General features: G+C 70.5%; 16 protein-coding genes and 1 pseudogene. 9 read left to right on the top strand and 8 right to left on the bottom strand.

Annotated features, from left to right (window positions below):
- Positions 1 to 2: 2 nt before the first annotated feature.
- From BN3794_RS08375 to upp, 4 genes are all read right to left on the bottom strand, one after another.
- Positions 3 to 407, bottom strand: coding sequence for a GlcG/HbpS family heme-binding protein (locus BN3794_RS08375; protein ID WP_066095979.1), 405 nt, complete (start codon positions 405 to 407; stop codon positions 3 to 5).
- 82 nt (positions 408 to 489) lie between these two features.
- Positions 490 to 1,209 (bottom strand): IclR family transcriptional regulator, encoded by a 720-nt coding sequence (locus BN3794_RS08370; RefSeq protein WP_066095976.1) that lies wholly within the window; start codon positions 1,207 to 1,209, stop codon positions 490 to 492.
- Between the two features lie 703 nt (positions 1,210 to 1,912).
- Positions 1,913 to 2,215: a PsiF family protein gene (locus tag BN3794_RS08365; protein ID WP_066095973.1), complete on the bottom strand. Its 303-nt coding sequence runs from the start codon at positions 2,213 to 2,215 to the stop codon at positions 1,913 to 1,915.
- A 117-nt stretch (positions 2,216 to 2,332) separates the two neighbouring features.
- On the bottom strand, positions 2,333 to 2,965 hold the full coding sequence (gene upp, locus BN3794_RS08360) for a uracil phosphoribosyltransferase (RefSeq protein ID WP_066095971.1): 633 nt from the start codon (positions 2,963 to 2,965) through the stop codon (positions 2,333 to 2,335).
- A 210-nt stretch (positions 2,966 to 3,175) separates the two neighbouring features.
- Between upp and BN3794_RS08355 the strand changes: the two genes are divergently transcribed.
- A complete protein-coding gene (locus BN3794_RS08355; protein ID WP_066095969.1) occupies positions 3,176 to 3,706 on the top strand; it encodes a hypothetical protein in 531 nt (176 codons plus the stop codon).
- Between the two features lie 69 nt (positions 3,707 to 3,775).
- On the opposite strand, the gene BN3794_RS08350 is transcribed toward BN3794_RS08355, so the two are convergent.
- Positions 3,776 to 5,278 carry an aminotransferase class III-fold pyridoxal phosphate-dependent enzyme gene (locus BN3794_RS08350; protein WP_066095966.1) on the bottom strand — a complete coding sequence of 501 codons (1,503 nt, stop codon included), beginning with the start codon at positions 5,276 to 5,278 and terminating at the stop codon, positions 3,776 to 3,778.
- A gap of 119 nt (positions 5,279 to 5,397) precedes the next feature.
- Between BN3794_RS08350 and BN3794_RS08345 the strand changes: the two genes are divergently transcribed.
- From BN3794_RS08345 to secF, 7 genes are all read left to right on the top strand, one after another.
- On the top strand, positions 5,398 to 5,829 hold the full coding sequence (locus BN3794_RS08345) for an Lrp/AsnC family transcriptional regulator (protein WP_066095963.1): 432 nt from the start codon (positions 5,398 to 5,400) through the stop codon (positions 5,827 to 5,829).
- Between the two features lie 315 nt (positions 5,830 to 6,144).
- The gene (gene queA, locus BN3794_RS08340) at positions 6,145 to 7,206 is read left to right on the top strand and encodes a tRNA preQ1(34) S-adenosylmethionine ribosyltransferase-isomerase QueA (RefSeq protein ID WP_066095960.1); all 1,062 of its coding nucleotides are present in this window, start codon (positions 6,145 to 6,147) and stop codon (positions 7,204 to 7,206) included.
- Positions 7,196 to 7,804, top strand: coding sequence for a flavin reductase family protein (locus BN3794_RS08335; RefSeq protein ID WP_066095955.1), 609 nt, complete (start codon positions 7,196 to 7,198; stop codon positions 7,802 to 7,804). Before queA ends, BN3794_RS08335 begins: the two co-directional genes overlap by 11 nt.
- 17 nt (positions 7,805 to 7,821) lie before the next feature.
- Entirely contained in the window at positions 7,822 to 8,961 is a 1,140-nt protein-coding gene (tgt, locus tag BN3794_RS08330; RefSeq protein ID WP_066095952.1) for a tRNA guanosine(34) transglycosylase Tgt, read from the top strand.
- A 124-nt stretch (positions 8,962 to 9,085) separates the two neighbouring features.
- Positions 9,086 to 9,436 (top strand): preprotein translocase subunit YajC, encoded by a 351-nt coding sequence (gene yajC / locus BN3794_RS08325; RefSeq protein WP_066095949.1) that lies wholly within the window; start codon positions 9,086 to 9,088, stop codon positions 9,434 to 9,436.
- A 55-nt stretch (positions 9,437 to 9,491) separates the two neighbouring features.
- A complete protein-coding gene (gene secD / locus BN3794_RS08320; RefSeq protein ID WP_066095946.1) occupies positions 9,492 to 11,336 on the top strand; it encodes a protein translocase subunit SecD in 1,845 nt (614 codons plus the stop codon).
- Between the two features lie 64 nt (positions 11,337 to 11,400).
- Positions 11,401 to 12,369, top strand: coding sequence for a protein translocase subunit SecF (secF, locus tag BN3794_RS08315; protein ID WP_066095942.1), 969 nt, complete (start codon positions 11,401 to 11,403; stop codon positions 12,367 to 12,369).
- Between the two features lie 1,166 nt (positions 12,370 to 13,535).
- Here secF and BN3794_RS08310 read toward each other — a convergent pair.
- The 3 genes and pseudogenes from BN3794_RS08310 to BN3794_RS08300 all read right to left on the bottom strand — a co-directional run bounded on the left by BN3794_RS08310 (position 13,536) and on the right by BN3794_RS08300 (position 18,559).
- Complete coding sequence (locus BN3794_RS08310; RefSeq protein WP_066095940.1) at positions 13,536 to 16,706, bottom strand: efflux RND transporter permease subunit; 3,171 nt, start codon at positions 16,704 to 16,706, stop codon at positions 13,536 to 13,538.
- A 33-nt stretch (positions 16,707 to 16,739) separates the two neighbouring features.
- A pseudogene (locus tag BN3794_RS08305) lies at positions 16,740 to 17,897 on the bottom strand (efflux RND transporter periplasmic adaptor subunit); the annotation flags it as partial.
- A complete protein-coding gene (locus tag BN3794_RS08300; protein WP_066095937.1) occupies positions 17,894 to 18,559 on the bottom strand; it encodes a TetR/AcrR family transcriptional regulator in 666 nt (221 codons plus the stop codon). The gene BN3794_RS08300 and the pseudogene BN3794_RS08305, both read right to left, overlap by 4 nt.
- A gap of 155 nt (positions 18,560 to 18,714) precedes the next feature.
- Here BN3794_RS08300 and BN3794_RS08295 point away from each other — a divergent pair, with 155 nt between their 5' ends.
- Positions 18,715 to 23,685 carry an NAD-glutamate dehydrogenase gene (locus tag BN3794_RS08295; protein WP_066097172.1) on the top strand — a complete coding sequence of 1,657 codons (4,971 nt, stop codon included), beginning with the start codon at positions 18,715 to 18,717 and terminating at the stop codon, positions 23,683 to 23,685.
- The last annotated feature ends 8 nt before the right edge of the window (positions 23,686 to 23,693 follow it).

Raw genomic sequence — 23,693 nt, 5'->3', positions numbered from 1 at the left:
GATCACGCGCGCGCCACGGCCTCCAGCGCGATCGCCTGGTCGGCCTCGACCGTGGCGCCGGCCACGCCCACCGCGCCCACGGCGCGGCCCTGCGCGTCGCGCAGCACGATGCCGCCGCCGAAGCTGATCAGGCCGCCGTTGCTGGATTCCAGCGTGTAGATCGCCCCGCCCGGCTGCGCCGCCGCACCGAGTTCCAGGCTGTCGGTGCGGAACAGCGCCGCGGTGCGGGCCTTCTTGATCGACACGTCGATGGCGCCGGGCACCGCATCGTCCATGCGCAGGAAGCCGCGCAGCAGGCCGGACTCGTCCACGACGGCGATGTTGACGGCGAAGCGCCGTGCGCATGCCGATGCCCTGGCGCGTTCGATGACCTGGCCGACGGTGGTTTCGCTGAGCGCGGGGGACATGCGGGGACTCCTGGACGTGGAAGGGGGGGCCGATGATTCCCGCGGCACCGGACCGCGGGAAGGGGGCATGGCCGATCCGGCGCTAAAGTTTGAGCATGGCGAACATGTCGCGCATGCAGGTCGCCGCCAGCCCGCGCAGCAGTGGCGCGCGCAGGCGCTGGGCCGGGCCGGCGACGCCGAGCGCCGCGACCACGCGGCCCTGCCGGCGCAGCGGCAGCGCCAGGCAGTTCAGGCCGGGCTCGGCCTCCTCCAGGTCCAGCGCGTAGCCCTGGCCGTCGATCGCCCCGAGCTCGTAGTCGAGCGCGGGCGGTACCTGCCCGGCCCGGCGCAGGCTGCGCAGCAGGGCCGGATCGTGCGCCAGGAAGACCTTGCCGATGGCCGAGGTGGTGAGGCCCTCGCGGCGGCCGCGCGGGCTGGCCACGCGCAGGCTGCCGTGGCCTTCCACGGCATCGATGTAGAGGTACTCGCGCGTACCGCAGGGCACGGCGAGGTAGCAGGTCTCGCCGCTGCGCCGGGCCAGTTCCTGCAGCGCCGGCATGAACGCCGCGCGCAGCGTCGCGTCGGCATCCGCCAACGGCTGGGCAATCTCGCGCAGGCGCAGTCCCAGCGCGTAGCGCGTGCCGTGGCGCGCGACATAGCCCAGCGCCGCCAGGGTGTTGAGCAGGCCGTGCAGGGTGCTCTTGCCCAGGCCGAGGCGCGCCGACAGGTCCACCAGGCGCGCCTCGCCGCCGGCGGCGGCCAGGGCCTCGAGCAGGGCCATCGCCCGGGCCACGGACTGGATGCCGCGGGTTTCGTCGATCATGGGCATGGCGGCTTCGGCATGGGAGTGTGGATATGGTGCGGCTTGCCAGGACGGCAGGCTGGGCGGCCTCGGGATATGGCCTGGAACTCGGGAGTGGGCCGCGGGAGTTCGCGCGAAGTTCGGGAGAACGGCCGCCATCGGGATGGTGCCTTCCTGCGACCGTCGCCCGGCGAGATGCTTGCCGGCCCGCTCGGGAAGTTCGGCATCGTGGAACTGTCCGGACGGCGCGGCAAGCCCATCCGGCGTCATGGCAGGGCAAGCCCATCCAGCGTCGGCGGGCGGTCGCGATGGCGATTCGGCTTCCCGGCCGGCGGCCCGCGCCGCGACGCGCTGCCGTGGCCACGGCAGCGGTCGATGCAGGGCGGGACATGGCGGCTCCGAGACCAGGCCGGCGCATCCCCTATGGCCGGGCGTCGCGGTGAAGGCGGGAGGGGCGCAGCCGGCTGCAGACATGCCGGGCATCGGCCGGCAGGCCCTTCCGTGGCGGGCGAGTCCCCGGTCCTCGCATTGCACCGGGCCATAGGGGATGCGCCGGGGAGGGACGCGATGGGGCAGTGTCCGGGGTGGTCCGCCCGGGCCGGCCGCATGGCATCGCCGCCGCCGCCGATGGCTTGGCGATGGCGTCCCCGGGAGCGACCGAGGCCCGAAACAAGAAGGGCCCGCGATGCGGGCCCTTCCGGCATGCCGGGCATGCGCCGGGCGATCAGGACTTCTTGAGGCAACTGCTCATGAAGGTCTTGCGTGCATCGCCGGCGAGCTTCTTGGTGCCGGCCTCGGCATTGCAGGCCTTCATCCGCGCCTGCGGCGTGGTGGCCGCGGCGGCCGGCGCGCTCTTGCCGGACAGGCAGGCCTGCTGGGCGTCCTTGTAGGCCTGGCCGGTCTTGCCCTTGTTCTGGTGCGAACAGTCGGCCATGCGCTGCTGCTGCGCCGTGGGGGCGGCGAAGGCGGACGGGGCGGCGGCCAGGGCGACGGCGAGGAGCGCGCTCGCCACGAGGGTCTTGTACATGGAGTTCTCCTTTGGGGCCGATATGGCAACGGGCGAGATTAGGCGAGACGGGGGGAACGAATATGGCATCGCTGCGACAAACCGCGGCGGGGGAGAGGCACCCGCCGCTTCCGCCGGTCACTCCAGGCGGGTACCGAAGATGCGGTCGCCGGCATCGCCCAGGCCGGGCAGGATGTAGCCCTTCTCGTTGAGGCGCTGGTCGATGGCGGCGGTGTAGATCTCCACGTCCGGATGCCCCGCTTCGACCGCGCGCAGGCCCTCCGGGGCGGCGACCAGGAAGATGCCCTTGATACGCCGCGCCCCGGCGCGCTTGAGCATGGCGATGGTGGCGATCAGGGTGCCGCCGGTGGCCAGCATCGGGTCGAGGATCAGCGCGTCGCGTTCTTCCAGGCGCCCGGTCAGGCGCTCGAAGTAGGGCACGGGCTGCAGCGTCTCCTCGTCGCGCTGCAGGCCGACCACGCTGACCCGCGCGGCTGGGATCAGCGCCAGGACGCCGGGCAGCATGCCCAGGCCGGCGCGCAGGATCGGCACCACGGTGATCTTGGCGCCGGCGATGCGCTCCACCCGTACCGGACCGGCCCAGCCCTGCTGGGTATAGGTCTCCGTCTCCAGGTCGGCGGTGGCCTCGTAGGCGAGCAGGGTGCCGAGCTCGGTCACCAGTTCGCGGAAGCCCTTGGTGCTGAGCGACGCGTCACGCAGCAGGCCGATCTTGTGGCGGACGAGGGGATGGGTGACTTCGACGATCTTCATGGCCGGGAGGGAAGCTGGGGGCGGTCCGCACAGTGTGACCCAGGCGCCGCGCGCGCCGCCAGCGGCCGGCACGCCGCGGGCGCGTGGATCGGCGCGGTGGCGGCCGGGGCCGGGTTCGTCCCCGGCGTGCGTTGGGCTACAGTCCGGACCGTCCCCGACGTGGGCAGGGGGCGGTGCTTCGCGTCGATTCGACTGCCAGGGAGAAGGGAGATGGACATGCTCGGCAAGGCGGTGGTGCTCGCGTTCGTCCTGATGGCCGCGGTCCCGGCCGGTGCGCGGCCGGCCGCGACGGCGTGGGTCGAGGAGGAAGTGAATCCGGCCGAGGTGGTGCTCCGCGACGGCCAGGCCTGGTACTACGGCCGCGACGGCTACGAGCGCCTGGGGGTGCGCAGCCGCGACGGCGGGACGATCTATTTCCGCAAGGCGCCCGCCTACGATCCGGAATACGGCTACGCGCAGGCCGAAGCCGGCGATGCGGCGGTGGCGCCGGCCGACGGCGCGTGGCCGGCATCGCCGGCCGTAGTACCGGGCTTCGCGGGAGGCGGAGCGGCGAAGTACTACGGCAACGGCCGCTACGGGCCGGACTATTTGCGCAGCCCGTACAACCGCGACGCGCGGCAGGTGCGCTACGGGCCGGGCTACTACCAGAGCTGCAGCCGCTACGACGGCTGCCATGGCCTGTGGGCGGTGCCGTCCGTGGCGCGCGGGCCGCAGGTCGTGCTCGTCCCCGTGCCGGAGTGAGTGGCAGCCGCCTGGCCGAATGGGGCGGGGCGGCGGACCAGGGAATCGCCAGTGCTCAGGCGTGCCGGTTCAGGCAGTGGCCTGCCGGCGCGGCCCTTCGCGCAGCGCCCGGCCGACCAGGCCGACCAGCAGGTCCAACTCGGCCTCGTCGATGGCGAAGTGCGGGGTGAAGCGCAGCGAGTTGGCGCCGCCGTGGATCACGTTCAGGCCGTGCCGGCGCAGCCATTCCTCGGTCGAGCCGGCGCCGTAGCACTTGAACTGCGGCGCCAGCTCGCAGGAGAACAGCAGGCCGGTGCCCTGCACGCCGGTGATCAGCCCGCCCAGCTCCTTCTTCAGCGCTTCCAGCTTGCGCACCGCCTGCTCGCCGCGGGCACGGATGTTCTCGCGCAGCTGCGGCGTCAGCAGGGACAGGGCCGCGCAGGCGACGTCGAGCGCGCGCGGGTTGGAGGTCATGGTGTTGCCGTACACGCCCTTGCGGTACAGCCCGGCGGCGCGCGCGTCCAGCGCCAGCACCGACAGCGGGAACTGGGCGGCGTTGAGCGCCTTGGAGTAGGTCTCCATGTCCGGTGCCTCCTGTCCCTCGAAACCGGGGTAGTCGACGATCGACAGCACGCCCTGCGCGCGCAGGCCGGCCTGGATCGAATCGACCAGGAACAGGCTGCCGTGTTCGCGGGTCAGGCGCCGCGCGGCGGCGTAGAAGTCCACCGGCACCGAGCGGCCGGGGTCGCCTTCGCCCATCACCGGCTCCAGGAACAGCGCCTCGATGTGCCAGCCGTGGGTCTCGGCATCGGCGAACGCCTGCTCCAGCGCGGCCACGTCGTAGGGCGGGATCGCGATCAGCGAGTCCTCGTCGCGGTAGCTGGCCAGGTGGCGGACGTAGTCGCCGCGCGAGGAATCGGAATAGCGCGCCGGCGGCTCGGTGCGGCCGTGGAAGCTGCCCTTGACCACGATCCGCTTGATCGCGCGGCCGGCATGTGCGGCGCCCGGGTCGGTGGCCAGCTTGCTGTTGATGTCGGCGATGCGCCCGGCCAGGCCCACGGCCTCCGAGCCGGAGTTGAGGCACATGAACTTGGCGTACGGGCAACCGCGGCCGCCCGGGGAACGGGTATGGCCGATCTCCGCGCGCAGGGCGCGGTCGAAGCGCAGCTGCGCCAGGCTGGGCGTCATGATGTTGGCCATCATCTGCGGCCGTGCCAGCGCGGCCAGCACCGCTTCCGGCGAGTGGCCGGCGCCGAGCATGCCGTAGCCGCCGGCGTCGTACAGCACCGCGCCCTTGAGGGTGACGATCCAGGGCCCGCGCGCGGCCAGCGCCACGTATGGCTGCACCGCATCGTCGGCGTAGAAGTTGACGAAGCCGGCCTGCACCCGGCGGACCTGCTCGGCCTCGTCCTGGTCCAGCAGGTCGGCGACGTCCGTGCCCAGGCCGGCGTACTCGGTGCCGGCGGCGGCGATGGCCGCGGCCAGGGCCGGGTGCGAGCCGGCCAGGCGCAGCACCGTGGCGTCGTCCAGGCCTTCGGTGAGGCGGGCGCCGGCGTGGGCGCGCAGCGGGGCGAGGGGGGCAAGCAGGGACATGCACTCTCTCCGGAATGAGGACCGTGCCTTTCATTATCTGGATGGGTTCGTCGGATGGCAGCTATGATCCGACCGGAACGCCGCCATATTTCGGCGATACGACGAGCCGGTTCGACCGAATGAAGATTTCGCCCGCCGACGAGCGCCTGTTGTCCCTGTTGCGCGAGGACGCGCGTACCTCCACCGCGCAGATCGCGCGCCGGCTGGGGCTCTCGCGCACCACGGTGCAGAGCCGCATCGACCGGCTCGAGCGCCAGGGCGTGATCGCCGGCTACACGGTGCGCGTGCACGAGGCCTACGAGGCCGGCTGCATCCGTGCCCACATCATGGTCACCGTGGCGCCGCGGCACATGACCGGCGTGGTCAAGGCGCTGCAGGCGATCCCGGAGGTGCGCGAACTGCATTCGGTGAGCGGCCCGTTCGACCTGATGGCCCTCGGCGTGGTCGCCTCGGTGGGGGAGATGGACGTGCTCACCGACCGCATCGGCAGCCTGGACGGCGTGGAGCGCACCACCTCGGCGATCATCCTGTCCACCAAGTTCGACCGTTGACGCCGGGATCTTCCGGGCGTCGCGGGCCGGGGACGCGGGCCGGCCGCGGCCGTGCGACCGCAGGAAATGCGGGCATGCACGGACATGGCGGGAACATGCCGCGGATGCCGCGGCGGCAAGAGGCGGGGCGGATGGAACGCCGCGGTGCCTGGATTTTTCCCCAGGTGGCGGCAGGGCGGCCCTCTCGTCGGCCGGCGGCAGGCCCGGCCGGGAGCTGCGTCGGGGCAGCGGGCTTGGCGGGCGCCTCCGCCGGTCCGCCGCTTGCGCCCGGCCCGCCGCTACAATGACCGGCTTCGTTTTTGCCGATGTCCTGCGTTGAAGAAGTCCGATTTCCACTACGACCTGCCCGAGGAACTGATCGCGCAGGCGCCGCTGCCGGAGCGCTCGGCCAGCCGCCTGCTGGTGGTACCGCCGGCGCCGGCCGCGTTCGCCGACCGCCACGTGCGCGACCTGCCCGGCTACCTGCAGCCCGGCGACCTGCTGGTGTTCAACGATACCCGGGTGATTCCGGCACGGCTGTTCGGCCACAAGGCCAGCGGCGGCCGGGTCGAGATCCTGATCGAGCGGCTGCTGCCCGGCAACGGCGCCCGCGCGCAGCTGGGCGTGAGCAAGTCGCCCAAGCCGGGCAGCCGCATCGTGCTCGATGCCGGCGGCGAGGCCGAGGTGCTGGGCCGCGACGGCGAGTTCTACCGGCTGCGCTTCGACGTGGACGGCCCCCTGGAAACCTGGCTGACCCACGCCGGGCGGCTGCCGCTGCCGCCGTACATCCACCGCGACCCCGGCGCCGGCGACATCGAGCGCTACCAGACCGTGTTCGCCCGCGAACCGGGCGCGGTGGCCGCGCCGACCGCCGGCCTGCATTTCGACCAGGCGCTGCTGGCGGCGTTGGCGGACCGGGGCATCGAGACCGGCCATGTCACCCTGCACGTCGGTGCCGGCACGTTCCAGCCGATGCGCGTGGAGGACGTCAGCCAGCACCACATGCACAGCGAATGGTGCCGGGTCGAGGCCGGGCTGGTGGAGCACATCGCCGCCACGCGCGCGCGCGGCAACCGCGTCGTGGCGGTGGGCACCACGGTGGCGCGCTCGCTGGAGACCGCCGCGCGCGGCGGCACGCTCGCCGCCTTCGCCGGCGAGACCGACATCTTCATCTATCCCGGCTACCGCTTCGCCGCGATCGATGCGCTGTTCACCAACTTCCACCTGCCCGAGAGCACGCTGATGATGCTGGTGTCCGCCTTCGCCGGGAAGGAGCGCATCTTCGCCGCCTATCGCCATGCGGTGCGCGAGCGCTACCGGTTCTTCTCCTATGGCGATGCCATGCTGCTTTTCCCCCAGGACGCCGCCGCGGGGGAAGGATCGGACCATGCGCCTTGATTTTCGCCAGCTGGACGGAGCCGAAGCCTATCGCTGGCTCGCCGCCACGGTCACCCCACGGCCGATCGCCTGGATTTCCACGCGCTCGGCCGCCGGCGTGGACAACCTGGCGCCGTTCAGTTTCTTCCAGGTGATCTGCGACGCACCGCCGACGCTGATCGTGTCGATCAGCCCGCGCCCGGACGGCAGCGAGAAGGACACCCTGCGCAATGCGCGCGACAGCGGCGAGCTGGTGGTGCAACTGGTCAGCCAGGCACAGGCCGAGGCGATGAACGCCAGCTCGGCGACCCTGGGGCCGGAGGTCAGCGAGTTCGAGCGCTGCGGCATCGCCTCGGTCGCCAGCGACACGGTCGCGCCGCGGCGCGTGGCCGGCGCGCCGGTCGCCTTCGAGTGCCGGCTGGTGCAGGCCATGCCGTATCCCGCCGGGCACCCCAGCCGCCACCTGCTGTTCGCGGAGGTGCTGGTGGCCCACATCGACGATGCGGTGCTGGCCGATGCGCGCCATGTCGACCCGCGCCAACTCGACCTGGTCGGCCGCCTGGGCGGCAACCAGTACACCGGCACCCGCGACGTGTTCGCGATGACGCGCCCGGCCTGAACGACCACGAGTAGCCCATGTCACGACTGAGCTTCAACCTGACCCACCGCGACGGCCGCGCCCGCCGCGGCCAGCTGGCCTTCCCGCGCGGCACCGTGCAGACGCCGACCTTCATGCCGGTGGGCACCTACGGGTCGGTCAAGGGGATGCTGCCGGAGCAGCTGCGCGCGCTGGGTGCGGAGATGATCCTCGGCAACACCTTCCACCTGTTCCTGCGCCCGGGGCTGGAGGTCATCGCCGCCCACGGCGGCCTGCACGGATTCTGCCGGTGGGACGGGCCGATCCTGACCGACTCGGGCGGCTTCCAGGTGTTTTCGCTGGCGCATCGCCGCAAGATCACCGAGGAAGGCGTCACCTTCGCCGCGCCGACCGACGGTTCGCGGGTGTTCCTGAGTCCCGAGGTCAGCATGCACATCCAGCACGTGCTGGACTCGGACGTGGTGATGATCTTCGACGAGTGCACGCCGTACCCGGCCACCGATGAGGTGGCGCGCCGCTCGATGGAGCTGAGCCTGCGCTGGGCCGCGCGCTCGCGCGAGGCGCACGACGCGCTGGGCAACGACGCCGCGCTGTTCGGCATCGTCCAGGGCGGGGTGCACCCGGGCCTGCGCGACCGCTCGGCCGAGGGGCTGCAGGCGATCGGCTTCGACGGCTACGCCATCGGCGGGCTGGCGGTGGGCGAGCCCGAGCACGAGCGCAACGCCATGCTCGACCACATGCACCCGCTGCTGCCGGCCGAGCGGCCGCGCTACCTGATGGGCGTGGGCCGGCCCGAGGACCTGGTCGAGGGCGTCTACCGCGGCGTGGACATGTTCGACTGCGTCATGCCCACCCGCAACGCCCGCAACGGCCACTATTTCACCTCGTTCGGCACGGTGCGCATCCGCAACGCCAGGTACGAGCGCGACCTGGACCCGATCGAGCCCGGCTGCGGCTGCCACGCCTGCCGCGGCGGCTACAGCCGCGCCTACCTGCGCCACCTGGACCGCTGCAACGAGATGCTGGGACCGATCCTGGGCACCCTGCACAACCTGTACTACTACGAGAAGCTGATGGCCGACATGCGCGCGGCGATCGAGGCGGGAACCTTCGCCGCGTTCCGGCAGTCCTTCTATGCGGCCCGTGGCGCGCTGCCGCCGCCGTCGCGCGGCGACTGAGCCCCGTCCGGGCAGGCAGCGGCGCGCTCGTGGCATAATCGCGAGCTTGTTCGCCGCCGTGACGGCGGCCTCCACTCCACGGCCCGCGCCAGGCGCAGGCCGTACAAACCATGGGACGTGACCGATGAACCTGCTCGACTTCCTGATTCCCGTTGCCCACGCCCAGGCGGCCGGCGGCGGCCAGCCTGCCGGCGGCATGGGGATCACCACGCTGCTGTTCCCCATCATCCTGATCGCGGTCATGTACTTCCTGATGATCCGCCCGCAGGTCAAGCGCCAGAAGGAACACCGCGCCATGCTCGAGAAGCTCAACCGCGGCGACGAGGTGATCACCAACGGCGGCCTGGCCGGCGTGGTCACCGACGTGGGCGAGAGCTTCATCACCGTGGAAGTCGCCGACAACGTGCGCCTGCGCGTGCAGAAGGGCGCCATCGCCAACGTGCTGCCCAAGGGCACGCTCAAGTCCGCCGCCTGATCCGTTTCTGACCCCACTGGACGCGGTGCCGACCGGCGCCGCGCGGGATTGCGCAATGCTCGAATTTCCCCGCTGGAAATACTTCCTCATCCTGGCCGTGCTGGTCGCCAGCGTGATCTACGCGCTGCCGAACGTGTACCAGAAGGACCCCTCGGTCCAGATCACCGCCAACCGCGGTTCCCAGCTCGACGACGCCCTGCGCCAGGGCGTGCTGGACGACCTGGCCACCGCCGGCATCAAGCCCAAGTCGGTGGCGCGCGAAGGCGACAGCATGATCGTGCGCCTGGATTCGCTGACCACCCAGTCGCGCGCCAACGACGTGCTGCGCGACAAGCTGGGCGAGAACTACGTGGTGGCGCTGAACCTGGCCTCCACCGTGCCGGACTGGCTGACCCGGCTCGGCGGGCGCCCGATGGTGCTCGGCCTGGACCTGCAGGGCGGCGTGCACTTCGTGCTGCAGGTGGACCAGAAGGCGGCGCTGGAAAAGCGCGTGGACGCCTATGCCGAGGACATGCGGGTGACCCTGCGCGATGCGCGCATCGCCTACCAGTCGGTGGACCGCCGCCCGGACAACAGCATCGTGGTGGCGCTGGGCAGCGGCAGCAATCCCGACCAGGCCCGCGACGCGCTGGCCAAGTCGCAGCCGACGCTGGGCTATGCGGTCTCCGGCAGCCGCATCACCGTGACCATTCCCGACAGCGAGCTGGCGCAGATCGCCTCCGGCGCGATCGAGCAGAACATCACCACGCTGCGCAACCGCGTCAACGAGCTGGGCGTGGCCGAGCCGATCATCCAGCGCCAGGGCAGCGACCGCATCGTGGTCGAGCTGCCGGGCGTGCAGGACACTGCCGAGGCCAAGCGCATGATCGGCGCCACCGCCACCCTGGAGTTCCGCTCCGTGGTCGACGGCGATGCGGTCGATGCCGCGCGTACCGGCCGGGTGCCGCCCGAGGCGCGCCTGTACCACGTGCGCGACACCGGCATGCCGGTGCTGCTGAGCAAGCGCGTGCTGGTGACCGGCGACCAGATGGTCAATGCCACCACCGGCGTGGACGAGAACGGCCTGCCGGCGGTGAACATCACCCTCAACAACGTGGGTGGCCAGCGCATGTTCGACTTCACCAGCGCCAACGTCGGCAAGCTGATGTCGGTGGTCTACGTCGAGCGCATCCCCACCGTGACGGTGGTGGACGGCAAGGAAGTGCGCGGCACCCGGGTGCGCGAGGAGGCCCTGTCGCCGACCCGCATCGCCGGCGTGTTCGGCAAGAACTTCCGCACCACCGGCCTGGAGAAGAAGGAGGCCGACAACCTCGCCAAGCTGCTGCGCGCCGGTTCGCTGGCCGCGCCGATGGATTTCGTCGAGGAGCGCATCATCGGGCCCAGCCTGGGCGCGGAGAACGTCCAGCGCGGCGTCACCGCGGTGGTCTATGCCTTCGTGTTCACCCTGGTGTTCTTCAGCATCTACTACCGCGTGTTCGGCCTGATCACCTCGGTGGCGCTGCTGTTCAACCTGCTGATCGTGGTGGCGGTGATGTCGGTGTTCGGCGCGACCATGACCCTGCCGGGCTTCGCCGGCCTGGCGCTGTCGGTGGGCCTGTCGGTGGACGCCAACGTGCTGATCAACGAACGCATCCGCGAGGAGCTGCGCCTGGGCCTGCCGGCCAAGGCGGCGATCGCGGCCGGCTACGACCGCGCCGGGGGCACCATCCTGGACGCCAACCTCACCGGCCTGATCGTCGGCGTGGCGCTGTATGCCTTCGGCACCGGCCCGCTCAAGGGCTTCGCGCTGACCATGATCATCGGCATCTTCGCCTCGATGTTCACTGCGATCACGGTCTCGCGCGCCCTGGCCACGCTGATCTACGGCCGGCGCAAGAAGCTCGCCACCGTGGCCATCTGAGCAGCACGCGAATCCTTCGCAAGAGCCCGCGCCGGTGCGCGGGCTTCCAAGAGAAGAGCACGTCATGAAACTCTTTCCGCTCCACATCATCCCGAACAACACCTCGTTCGACTTCATGCGCCACCGCAAGCCGGTGCTGGCGTTCATGGGGCTGCTGCTGGTGCTGTCGATCGGCGTCATCGCCTTCAAGGGCTTCAACTACGCGCTGGAGTTCACCGGCGGCACCGTGGTCGAGCTGCGTTTCGACAAGCCGGTGGACACCGACCAGATCCGCGCGAAGCTGGCCACCGCCGGCTTCGAGAACGCCCAGGTGCAGAGCTTCAGCGGCGGTGGCAACGACCTGCAGGTGCGCCTGCAGCCGCGCGGCGAGAGCGACAACAACACCGGCAACAACGGCATCGGCCAGCAGGTGGCCCGCGCCGTCGGCACGGCGGACAACACCGCCACGGTGCTGCGCACCGAGTTCATCGGCCCGCAGGTGGGCAAGGACCTGGCCCTGAACGGGCTGTACGCCACGATCTTCATGCTCGCCGGATTCCTGATCTACATCGGCTTCCGGTTCGAGTGGAAGTTCGCCATCGTCGCCTCGCTGACCGCGTTCTTCGACCTGGTCCTGACCATCGCCTACGTGTCGCTGCTGGGGCGCGAGTTCGACCTGACCGTGCTGGCCGGCCTGCTGTCGGTGATGGGCTTCGCGATCAACGACATCATCGTGGTGTTCGACCGCGTGCGCGAGAACTTCCGCAGCATGCGCGCCGACCACCTGGAGGTGCTGAACCGCTCGATCAACCAGACCCTGTCGCGCACGATCATCACCGCGGTGATGTTCTTCCTGTCGGCGCTGGCGCTGTACCTGTATGGCGGCACCTCCATGGAGGGCTTGGCCGAGACCCACATGATCGGCGCGGTGATCGTGGTGGTGTCCTCGGTCATCGTCGCCGTGCCGATGCTCTCGATCGGCTGGTTCAACGTGACCAAGCAGGACCTGATGCCCAAGACCAAGGACGTGGAGGCGCTGGCGCGCCGTCCCTGAGCGTCCGCCGCGGCGGCATGCAGGAAAGGAGAGGGGCCGCGCTTGCGCGGCCCTTTTCCTTGGGCGACTGGAACCGCCATGCGGGCCCGGGAGCGGCCGGCCTTCCGGGGAGGGGGGGGCTGCGGGCGCCGGCGATGGGCCATCGCCGCCCGGGCCCTAGATTCGCAGGCCCCCGGCAGTCGCGGGCAAAGCGACCGCAGCCCTGGCAGATGACCGGCGGCGTACCCGCCGATTTCCGCACGTCGGGTGGGACTGGGACCCCGCGGCTGCCTGCTCCACGCGGGGTCCAGCCGGACCTGGCCGTGCATTTGTCGAATGATCTCCACGGGCGGGAGGGCATTGCCGTGCCTCGAACTGCTTCCCGGTGCGTGCGCCGCAGCGGCCTGTCGCCCATCGGCTGCGTCGGACCGGCCCCGGCAGGCAGAAGGGATGCCTGCGGGGCATCGACAGGCAAGAGATACGACGGCCGGACGGCGCCGCTGTCCCCAAGCCCCCAAGTCGCGGAATCCTGGAGTCCCTGAGTCCTTCAAGCCTTCCTTTCCCCCGATTTCCCGGGATGCTAACGATCGCGCGTCACCTCGCGGCTTGCCGTCCGGCCGTTCTCCGGGGCACTCGCATGCGGAATCCCTCGAGCCTTCCTTTCCCCAGGTTTCCCGGGATGCGAACGATCGCGCGCCACGTCGCGGCTTGCCGTCCAACCATTCCCCGGGTCACTCGCATGCGGAATCCCGGAATCCCTCGACCCGGTCCCCAGGTTTCCCGGGACGCGAACGATCGCGCGTCACCTCGTGGCTTGCCATCCAACCGTTGCCCGGGCCCCTCGTATGTGGAATCCCGGAATCCCTCAAGCCTTCCGGTACCCGGTTTCCCGGGACGGGAGTGATCGCGCGCCACGTTGCGGCTTGCCATCCAACCGTGCTCTGGGCGCTCGTATGCGAAATCCCGGAATTCCTCGAGCCTCCCTGTCCTCAGGTTTCCCAGGATGCGAACGATTGCGCGCCACGTCGCGGCTTGCCGTCCGGCCGTTCCGCGGGGCACTCGTATGTCGTCGTGAGCCGGGAGGGCAGGGAGCGCGTGGCCCAGGCAGGCGTCGCCGGACCCGGGGTGCGGAAACGAAAAGGCCCCGGCACGAAGCCGGGGCCCGATGAAGCGACGCGCGGTCCGGATCAGCGATCCGGACGGTGCACGTCCTCGCCCTGCTGGGCGGCCAGGTACTCGCTGGACTGCTCGTCGAGCTTTTCGCCCAGCACGCGGCGCACCAGCACGAAGAACAGCGGAATGAACAGCACGCCCAGGGTGGTGGCGAACAGCATGCCGCCGATCACGCCGGTACCGATGGAGTGGCGCGAGTTGGCGCCGGCACCGCTGGACAGGGCCAGCGGCAGCACGCCCAGGATGAACGCGAAGGAGGTCATCAGGATCGGGCGGAAGCGCAGGTGCGCGGCCTCGATCGCCGCCTCGCGCAGGGTCTTGCCGGCGGCGCGCTGCTCCACCGCGAACTCCACGATCAGGATCGCGTTCTTGGCCGCCAGGCCGATCACCGTGATCAGGCCGATCTTGAAGTACAGGTCGTTGGGCAGGCCGCGCAGCATCGAGAACAGGGTCGTGCCCAGCAGGCCGATCGGCACCACCAGCAGCACCGCCACCGGGATCGACCAGCTCTCGTACAGCGCCGCCAGGCACAGGAACACCACCACGATCGACAGCACCAGCAGCAGCGTGGCGGCGTTGCCGGCCAGGATCTCCTGGTAGGACATGCCGCTCCAGTCGTAGCCGAAGGTGCTGGGCAGGTCGTCGTGGACGATCTGCGACATCAGGTCCATCGCCTGGCCCGAACTCACACCCGGCATCGGGCTGCCGACGATGTTGACCGCCGAGTAGCCGTTGTAGCGCTGCAGCGAGGGCGCGGCGGTGTCCCACCTGGCCTTGACCACGTTGCTCAGCGGGATCATCGCGGCCTGGCCGCTGCTGTCGGTTGCGCTGGTGCTGGGCACGTAGAAGTCGCCCAGCGATTCCAGGCCGGTACGGTACGGGGCGTCGGCGCGCACGTTCACGCGCTTGATGCGGCCTTCGTAGAAGAAGTCGTTGACGTACACCGGGGCCAGCATCAGCTGGATCGTGGTGTAGATCTCGCTGACCGACAGGCCCATCGTCTGGGCCTGCAGGCGATCCACGTTCAGCTGCAGCTGCGGGGCGTCCTCCAGGCCGTTGGGACGCACCGCGGTGACAGTCTCCGGGTGTGCTGCCGCCTTGCCCAGCACGATGTTGCGTGCCTGGGTGAGGGCGTCGCTGCCGGCGCCGGCGCGGTCCTGCAGCCACATGTCGAAGCCGCCGAACTGGCCCAGGCCCTGCACGGTCGGCATGTTGACCACGAAGATCTGCGCGTCCTTGATCCCGTAGAACATGCCGTTCACCTTCTGGATGAACTCGGTCGCCGTTTCCTTGCGATCGCTCCAGTCCTTGAGCCGGATGAAGCCCATGCCGACGTTCTCGCCCAGGCCGACGAAGCTGAAGCCGGTGACCTGCATCAGGCCCTCGAAGGCCGGATCCTGCTGCAGGATGCCGCGCATCTGCCCGAACACCTCGTTGGTGCGCTCCTTGGTGGCACCCGGCGGCAGCTGGACGATGGCCAGGGCGAACCCCTGGTCCTCGTCAGGCAGGAAACTGGATGGCAGGCGCATGAACAGGAAGCCGCACAGCGCCACCAGCACCACGAACAGCACGATCCAGCGCGGCGCTCGGTTGAGCGTGCGCCCGACCGCGCCGACGTAGCCCTTGGCCAGGCGCTCGTAGTAGCGGTTGAAGGTGCGGAAGATCCAGTTCGGGTTGGCGTTGTGGGTGGGCTTGAGGAAGGCCGCGCACAGGGCCGGGGTGAAGCTCAGCGCCAGGAACGCGGAGAAGCCCATCGCCATGGCGATGGTGATGGCGAACTGCTTGTAGATCGCGCCGGCCGCGCCGGGCTGCAGCGCCGAGGGGATGAACACCGCCGCCAGCACCACGGTGATGGCCACCACCGCGCCGGTGATCTGGGTCATCGCCTTGTGGGTGGCCGGCTTGGGCGGCAGGTGCTCCTCGCTCATGATGCGCTCGACGTTCTCGATCACCACGATCGCGTCGTCGACCACGATGCCGATCGCCAGCACCATCGCGAACAGGGTCAGCTGGTTGATGGTGAAGCCCACCAGCCACATGCCCAGGAACGTGCCGAGCAGGGCGACCGGGATCACCAGGGTCGGGATCAAGGTGGCGCGGAAGTTCTGCAGGAAGATCCACATCACCAGGAACACCAGCACGATCGCCTCGATCAGCGTGTGCACCACCTCGTCGATGGAGATGGTCACGAACGTGGTGCTGTCGTAGGGCGCGAACCAGGTCACCCCCTGCGGGAAGCTCGGCGCCAGCTCGTCCATCTTGGCGCGCACCGCCTCGGCCACGTTCAGCGCGTTGGCGCCCGGCAGCAGCTGGATGGCGAAGGCGCCGACCGGCTTGCCGTTGTACTGGGTGTCGAAGCCGTAGTTGGCCGGGCCGAAGCCGACCCGCGCCACGTCCTTCAGGCGTACCACCGCGCCGTTGGCGTCGGTGCGCAGCAGGATGTTCTCGAACTCCTCGGGCGAGGAGAAGCGGCCCTCGGCCGAGACCGTGGCGGTGAACTTCTGCCCGGCCGGGGCCGGGTCGGCGCCGATCGCACCGGCGGCGAACTGCACGTTCTGCGCGGCGATGGCGCTGTACACGTCGCTGGCCGCCATGTGGTAGCCCTGCAGCTTTTCCGGGTTCAGCCAGATGTTCATGGCGTACTCGGAGCCGAACTGCTGGGTGCTGCCCACGCCGGGCACGCGCGAGATCTGCTCGAGCACGCGCGCACCGACGATGTCGTTCAGCGCGTCGCGGTCGATGGCCGGGTTCTCCGAGCGCAGCGCCACCGCCATCAGGAAGCCGGCGTTGGCCTTGGCCACCACCACGCCTTGCTGGGTCACCTCGGTGGGCAGGCGCGGCGTGGCCAGCGACACCTTGTTCTGCACCTGCACCTGGGCGATGTCCGGGTTGGTGCCGGTCTCGAAGGTGAGGGTGATCGTGACCCGGCCGTTGGCGGAGGAGGACGAGTTGAAGTACATCAGGTGGTCGATGCCGGTGAGCTGCTGCTCGATCACCTGGGTGACGGACTTCTCCGCGGTGTCGGCGCTGGCGCCGGGATAGCTGGCGGTGACCGTGACCTGCGGCGGGGCGATGCTCGGGTAGGACTCGACGCCCAGGTTGAGCATGGCGATGATGCCGGTGAGGCTGATCAGGATCGCCACCACCCAGGCGAACACGGGGTGTTCGATGAAGAATTTAGGCATGGTCGGTTCCCGTCAGTTCTGCTCGGTCTGGTCGGCCGCCGGCTGCGCGGCCTGGCCCGGTTGCGCCTGCGGCTGCCACGGGGTCGCCTTGGCCGGCTCGCCTTCCTTGACCTTCTGCAGGCCCGAGACGATCACCTCGTCGCCCGGCTGCAGGCCGGCGCCGACCAGCCACTTGTCCTGCTGCTGGCCATCGAGCTCCACGTTGCGGCGCACGACCTTGCCGTCCTTGCCGACCACCAGCAGGTAGGCGCCCACGGTGTCGCGCTGCAGGGCCTCCTGCGGCACCAGGTAGGCGCTCTTGCGCTCGCCCAGGGTCGCCTTGAAGGAGACGAACGAGCCCGGCAGCAGCACGTGGTCGGGGTTGGGCAGCAGCGCGCGCAGCGACACCGCGCCGGTGCTGGGATCGACCGTGGCGTCGGCGAAGTCGAGCACGCCCGGCTGCGGATAGGCGCTGCCGTCGGGCAGCGAGACCTGGATGGACGCCTTGCCGTCGCCTTCCAGGGTGATCTGGCCCTGGCTCTGGGCGCGGCGCAGCGCGGCCAGCTCGTCCGAGCTCATCGAGAAGTTCACGTACAGCGGGTCGAGCTGGTCCACCGTGGTCAGCAAGGTGGCCTCGCTGCTGCCCACCAGCGCACCCTCGGTGACCTGCTGCTTGCCGGCGCGGCCGGCGATCGGCGAGGTGACCCGGGCATAGCCCAGGTTGATCTGGGCGGTGTCCACGGCGGCACGGGCCTGCTTGACCGACGCCGCCGAGGAACGTTCGGTGGCCTCGGCGGTGTCCAGGTCGGCGCGGGACACGTAGGCCTGCGGCGCCAGGCTGCGGGCGCGGTCGGCGGCGACCTTGGCGTTGGTGTACTCGGCCTGGGCGGCGGCGAGCTGGCCCTGGGCCGAGGCCAGCGCGGCCTGCAGCGGCGCCGGGTCGATCTGGAACAGCACCTGGCCCTCCTTCACGTCGCTGCCTTCCTCGTACAGGCGCTTGAGCAGCACGCCGGCCACGCGCGCGCGCACGTCGGCCGAACGGTACGGCGAGAGCCGGCCGACCAGCTCGCGCTGCAGCGGCAGCGCCTGCGGGGTGGCGGTGACCACCCCGACCTCGGGCGTCGGCGGGGCGGGTTGTTCCTGCTTCTTGCAGGCAGCCACGGCGAGGGCGACGGCGCAGGCCAGGGCCAGGGTGCGGAAGGGGGAGGTCATCGGGGAGTGCTCCGTTTCTTGTTGTCTTGGAGAGGGCCGGCCGCCGGCGGCGCAAAGGCCCGCAGGAACGCGTCGACCGCGAATTCTGCCCACCGGCCGATGTCGCCGGCGTGCACGCGATGGGGGGTGTTGAAGCGTTGGCGCTCGAAGTCCAGGCCGACAATCATGCCGAGCAGCAGCTCGGCCATATAGTGCGGATCGTCACGACGCAGGCGCCCGTCCGCGACCGCCCGCTCCAGCCACAGGGCGAGCTGGTCCAGCAGCGGGGCCACGCCCTCGCTCCACAATTCCGGCCCGGTGGCCGGGAAGTTGCGCGCGGCGGCGCTGGCCAGCAGGCAGCTCTGCATCACCTCGGGGCGGTTGAGGTTGCGCAGATGCTGCAGTGCGAAGGCGACCAGGCCCTCGCGCAGGTCGTCCCCGGCCGGCACCAGCAGGGCCGATACCGGCTCCAGGTGTTCGTGCATCACCCGCTTGATCAGCTCGTGCTTGTTGCCGTAGCGGCTGTACAGGGTCTGCTTGGAGCAGCCGGCGCGCAGGGCCAGCGCGTCCATGCTCATGTTGACTCCCTGCTCGGCCAGCAGCTCGCGCACCGCATCGAACACGCGCCTGTCGCGCATGCCGGCGCAGGTGTCGCTGGCTTGGAGGGCATCGGGGGACGTCATGGGACGTGGACTATACCGTCCAGTTCAGAATTTTGACAGGCCGGGCGGCGGCGGGGAGGGCGCCCGCGGGCATGTGCTCATGTCGCCCTGCAGCAAGGCCGAAAACGGGGCCGGACTACAATTCGCGTTTCCCAACGCGCTTGTGAATGCTCTTCATGGCCTCCGCAAAGAAACAGTCCTCTTCCCGTTCCAGCACGTCCAAATCCGGGGAGGCGGCCGCCGTCGCGGCCGGATTCTCGCTGGCGCCGGTGTTCGCGGCGCTGGGCAAGCGCTTTGCCGCCGATGCCCAGCCGCTGGCGCGCGCCTTCACCGCCGATTTCTACCGGCGCATGCAGGAGGACGAATTCCCGCACCACAGCGCCGAGGAGTGGGCGGCGATGGCCGCGGACATGCTCGAATTCGTGCGCAACCGCAAGGCCGGCACCGCCAAGGTGCGGGTGTTCAACCCGACCCGGCGCGGCAACGGCTGGGAGTCGGCGCACACGGTGCTGGAGATCGTCAACGACGACATGCCGTTCCTGGTCGATTCGGTGGGCATGACCCTGGCCGGGCTGGGCATCGGCGTGCACGTGCTGGGCCACCCGGTCCTGCGCGTGGCCCGCGACCGCGGCGGCCGCCTGACCGGGGTGGAGGAGGGCAAGCCCGAGTCGCTGATGCTGCTGGAGATCGACCGCCTGCCGCCGGAGGAGATGGACCGGGTCGAGAAGGCGGTGCAGGCCACCCTGGCCGACGTGCGGGCGATCGTCGGCGACTGGAGCGCCATGCGCGAGCAGATGCTGCTGGTGGCCGAGGACCTGGCCACCCGGCGCATGCCGGTGGACGATGCCAGCCGCCGCGAGGCGCAGGAATTCCTGCGCTGGGCCGCGGCCGAGCACTTCGCCTTCTTCGGCTACCGCGAATACCGCGTGGAGAAGCAGGGCAAGGTGGACGTGCTGGTGCCGGACAACGACAGCGGCCTGGGCCTGCTGCGCAAGCCCTCCGGCACCGTGCATCCGGTGGCGTCCCTGGCCGCCCACAACCTGGGCGCCGGCCAGGCCGAGGTGCTGATCCTGACCAAGACCGCCGCCCGCTCCCACGTGCATCGCAGCGGCTACATGGACTACATCGGCGTGCTGGCGTTCGATGCCAAGGGCCGCATCGTCGGCGAGCAGCGCTTCCTGGGCATGTTCACCTCCGGGGCCTACAACCGCCGTCCGTGGGAGATCCCGCTGGTGCGCCGGCGCTACGACTACGTGATGGACCGTTCCGGCCTGGCGCCCAACAGCCACAGCGGCAAGGCGCTGCGCCACATCCTGGAGACGCTGCCGCGCGAGGAGCTGTTCCAGTCCAACGGCGAGGAGCTGTACCGCACCGCGATGGGCGTGCTCGGCCTGCAGGAGCGGGTGCGCAGCCGCCTGTTCGTGCGCCGCGACAAGTACGGCCGCTTCATCTCGGTGATCGTCTACATCCCGCGCGATCGCTTCAACACCGACGTGCGCCTGCGCATCGAGTCGCTGCTCAAGGACGCCCTGCACGGCGAACAGGTCGATTCCTCGGTGGTGCTGGGCGAGTCGCCGCTGGCGCAGCTGCACCTGATCGTGCGCCCGTACCCGGGCCAGGCCCTGGGGGTGGACGCGGCCGCGCTGGAGGCGCGCCTGGACCACCTGCTGCGCAACTGGCAGGACGACCTGCGCGAGCTGCTGGTCGCCCGCCACGGCGAGACCGTCGGGCTGCGCATGGCGGCCAGCGTCGGCCGCGCCCTGCCGGCCGGCTACATCGAGGATTCCTCGATCGAGGCCGCCGCCAGCGACGTGGAGAACCTGGCGGCGCTGACCGGACCCGACGACCTGCGCCTGAACCTGCAGGCGGTGAACCGCGACGGCCGCGCCGGCCTGCGCCTGAAGCTGTACCGCCAGCTCGACGACATCCCGTTGTCGGACGTGCTGCCGATGATGGAGAACATGGGCCTGCGGGTGATCGCCGAGCGCCCGTACCGGCTGCAGGTGGGCGAGATCCCGGTCTACGTGCAGGACTTCGAGGTCGAGTCGGCGGTCGGCGGCATCGACGCCGACGGCCTGGATGGCCTGTTCGACGAGGCCTTCGCCCGGGTCTGGCACGGCGATGCCGAGAACGACGGCTTCAACCGCCTGGTGCTGGCCGCGGCCCTGCACTGGCGCCAGGTCGCGGTGCTGCGCGGCTATTGCAAGTACCTGCTGCAGACCGGCGTGCCGTTCTCGCAGGCCTATGTCGAGGCGACCTTCGCGCGCTATCCGTTGCTGGCCCGGCTGCTGGTGGAGCTGTTCGAGGCGCGCTTCGACCCGGCCACCGGCGCCGAATCGCGCAAGCAGATCGCCGAGGGCCAGCAGCGCCTGCGCCTGCAGCTGGGCGCCCTGGCGGCCGGCGACGAGGCCACGCTGAAGACGCTGGAGCCGGTGATCGCCGCGCGCGGTGCCGGCCGCGCCGAGCAGGAGGCCACCACCCGCGCGGCGCTGCTGGAACTGCTCGACCGCGTCTCCAGCCTGGACGAGGACCGCATCCTGCGCAGCTTCATCGGGGTGATCGGGGCGACCTTGCGCACCAGCTACTACCAGGGCGGGCGGCAGGGCCTGCCGGCGCCGGTGATCGCCTTCAAGTTCGATTCGGCCAAGGTGCCGGACCTGCCGCGGCCGCATCCGTACCGCGAGATCTTCGTCTACGGCCCGCGCGTGGAGGGCGTGCACCTGCGCTTCGGCCCGGTGGCGCGCGGCGGCCTGCGCTGGTCCGATAGGCGCGAGGACTTCCGCACCGAGGTGCTGGGCCTGGTCAAGGCGCAGATGGTCAAGAACACGGTGATCGTGCCGGTCGGCGCCAAGGGCGGCTTCTTCGTCAAGCGCCCGCCCGCCGGCGGCGACCGCGACGCGGTGCTGGCCGAGGGCATCGCCTGCTACAAGGTGTTCATCCAGGGCCTGCTGGACATCACCGACAACATCGTCGCCGGCAGGATCGTGCCGCCGGCGGAGGTGGTGCGCCACGACGGCGACGATCCGTACCTGGTGGTGGCCGCCGACAAGGGAACGGCCAGCTTCTCCGACATCGCCAACGGCCTGGCCATCGATCACGGCTTCTGGCTGGGCGATGCGTTCGCCTCCGGCGGTTCGGTCGGCTACGACCACAAGGGCATGGGCATCACCGCGCGCGGCGCCTGGGAGTCGGTCAAGCGCCACTTCCGCGCGCTCGGCCGCGATTGCCAGGCCGAGGACTTCACCTGCATCGGCATCGGCGACATGTCCGGCGACGTGTTCGGCAACGGCATGCTGCTGTCGCGCCACACCCGCCTGCTGGCCGCGTTCGACCACCGCCACGTGTTCCTGGACCCGGATCCGGACCCGGCCGCGTCCTTCGCCGAGCGCGAGCGCCTGTTCAAGCTGCCGCGCTCGAGCTGGGCGGACTACGACGCCCGGCTGATCAGCGCCGGCGGCGGCGTCTACCCGCGCACGCTCAAGAGCATCCCGGTCGGCGCGCAGGTGCGCCGTGCGCTGGGCCTGGAGGACGGCGTGGACCACCTGCCGCCCGAGGCGCTTATCAGCGCCATCCTGCGCGCGCCGGTGGACCTGTTCTGGAACGGCGGCATCGGCACCTACGTCAAGGCCGCCACCGAGAGCAACGCCGAGGTCGGCGACCGCGCCAACAACGGCCTGCGCGTGGATGGCGGCCAGCTGCGCTGCCGGATCGTGGGCGAGGGCGGCAACCTCGGCCTGACCCAGCGCGGGCGCATCGAGGCCGCGCTCAACGGCGTGCTGCTCAACACCGACTTCATCGACAACTCCGCCGGCGTGGACACCTCCGACCACGAGGTGAACATCAAGATCCTGCTCGACAGCGTGGTCCACGCGGGCAAGCTCAAGATGGACGCGCGCAACCGCCTGCTGGCGTCGATGACCGACGAGGTGGCCGGGCTGGTGCTGTGGGACAACTACCGGCAGAACCAGGCGCTGAGCCTGATGGAACGCATGAGCGTGCGCCGGCTGGGCTCCAAGCAGCACTTCATCCAGACCCTGGAGCAGCAGGGCCTGCTGGACCGGCAGATCGAGTTCCTGCCCTCGGACGCGGAGATCGCCGAGCGCAAGGCCAAGGGCCTGGGCCTGACCCGGCCGGAGCTGGCGGTGCTGCTGTCCTACGCCAAGCTGGTGGCGTTCCAGCAGCTGGTGGAATCGGACGTGCCCGAGGACCCGTACCTGTCCAAGGAACTGCTGCGCTACTTCCCCACGCCGCTGCGCAAGAAGTACGCCCAGGCCATGGAGCGGCACCGCCTCAAGCGCGAGATCATCGCCACCGCGGTGACCAACGCCACCATCAACCGCATGGGCTCGACCTTCCTGCTGCGCATGCAGGAGGACACCGGGCGCAGCATCGGCGAGGTCGCCAAGGCCTACACCATCAGCCGCGAGACGCTGGACGCGCGTGCGCTGTGGACGCAGATCGACGCCCTCGACGGGCAGGTGCCCGAGCCGGTGCAGATCGATGCGCTGGAGGTGATCTGGCGCCTGCAGCGCTCGTTCGTGCGCTGGCTGCTGTTCCGCCCGGGGGCGATCCCGGCGATCACCGACGCGGTGCAGCGCTACCATGGGCCGTTCAACGAGATCCGCGTCGCCGCCGGCGTGCTGCCGGACGCGCGCCGGCCGGAATACGAGGCGCGCGTGGCCGGCTGGAAGGACAAGGGCGTGCCGGCGCCGCTGGCGACCCAGCTTGCCGAGCTGCGCTACCTGGAGCCGGCGTTCGACATCATCGAGCTGGCCGGCGCGCGCAAGCTGCGCCCGGTGGACGTGGCGCGGGTGTACTTCCGCCTGGGCACGGCGCTGCGCCTGCCCTGGCTGTCCGAGCAGATCGATGCGTTGCAGGTGGAAGGCCGCTGGCATGCCATCGCCCGCGGCGTGCTGCGCGACCAGCTCGCCGCCCACCAGCGCGACCTGGCCGCGCAGGTGCTGGCGATGCCGGGCGAGGCGGGCGATGCCGATGCCAAGGTCGCCGCGTGGATGGGGCGCGACGACTCCGGCCTGCGTTTCACCCTGGCGATGCTGCAGGAGCTGGAGACCCAGAAGAACCTGGACTATCCGACCGTCTCGGTGGCGGTGCAGCGCCTGGGCCAGCTGGCCGCGCACGGCCGCTGAGCCGCGCG

The sequence above is a fragment of the Xanthomonas massiliensis genome, from assembly GCF_900018785.1.
In the GTDB taxonomy this organism is placed as follows: Bacteria; Pseudomonadota; Gammaproteobacteria; order Xanthomonadales; family Xanthomonadaceae; genus Xanthomonas_B; species Xanthomonas_B massiliensis.
The sequence above is the reverse complement of the archived record's forward strand: the minus strand, read 5'-3'. Positions and strand labels throughout refer to the sequence as shown.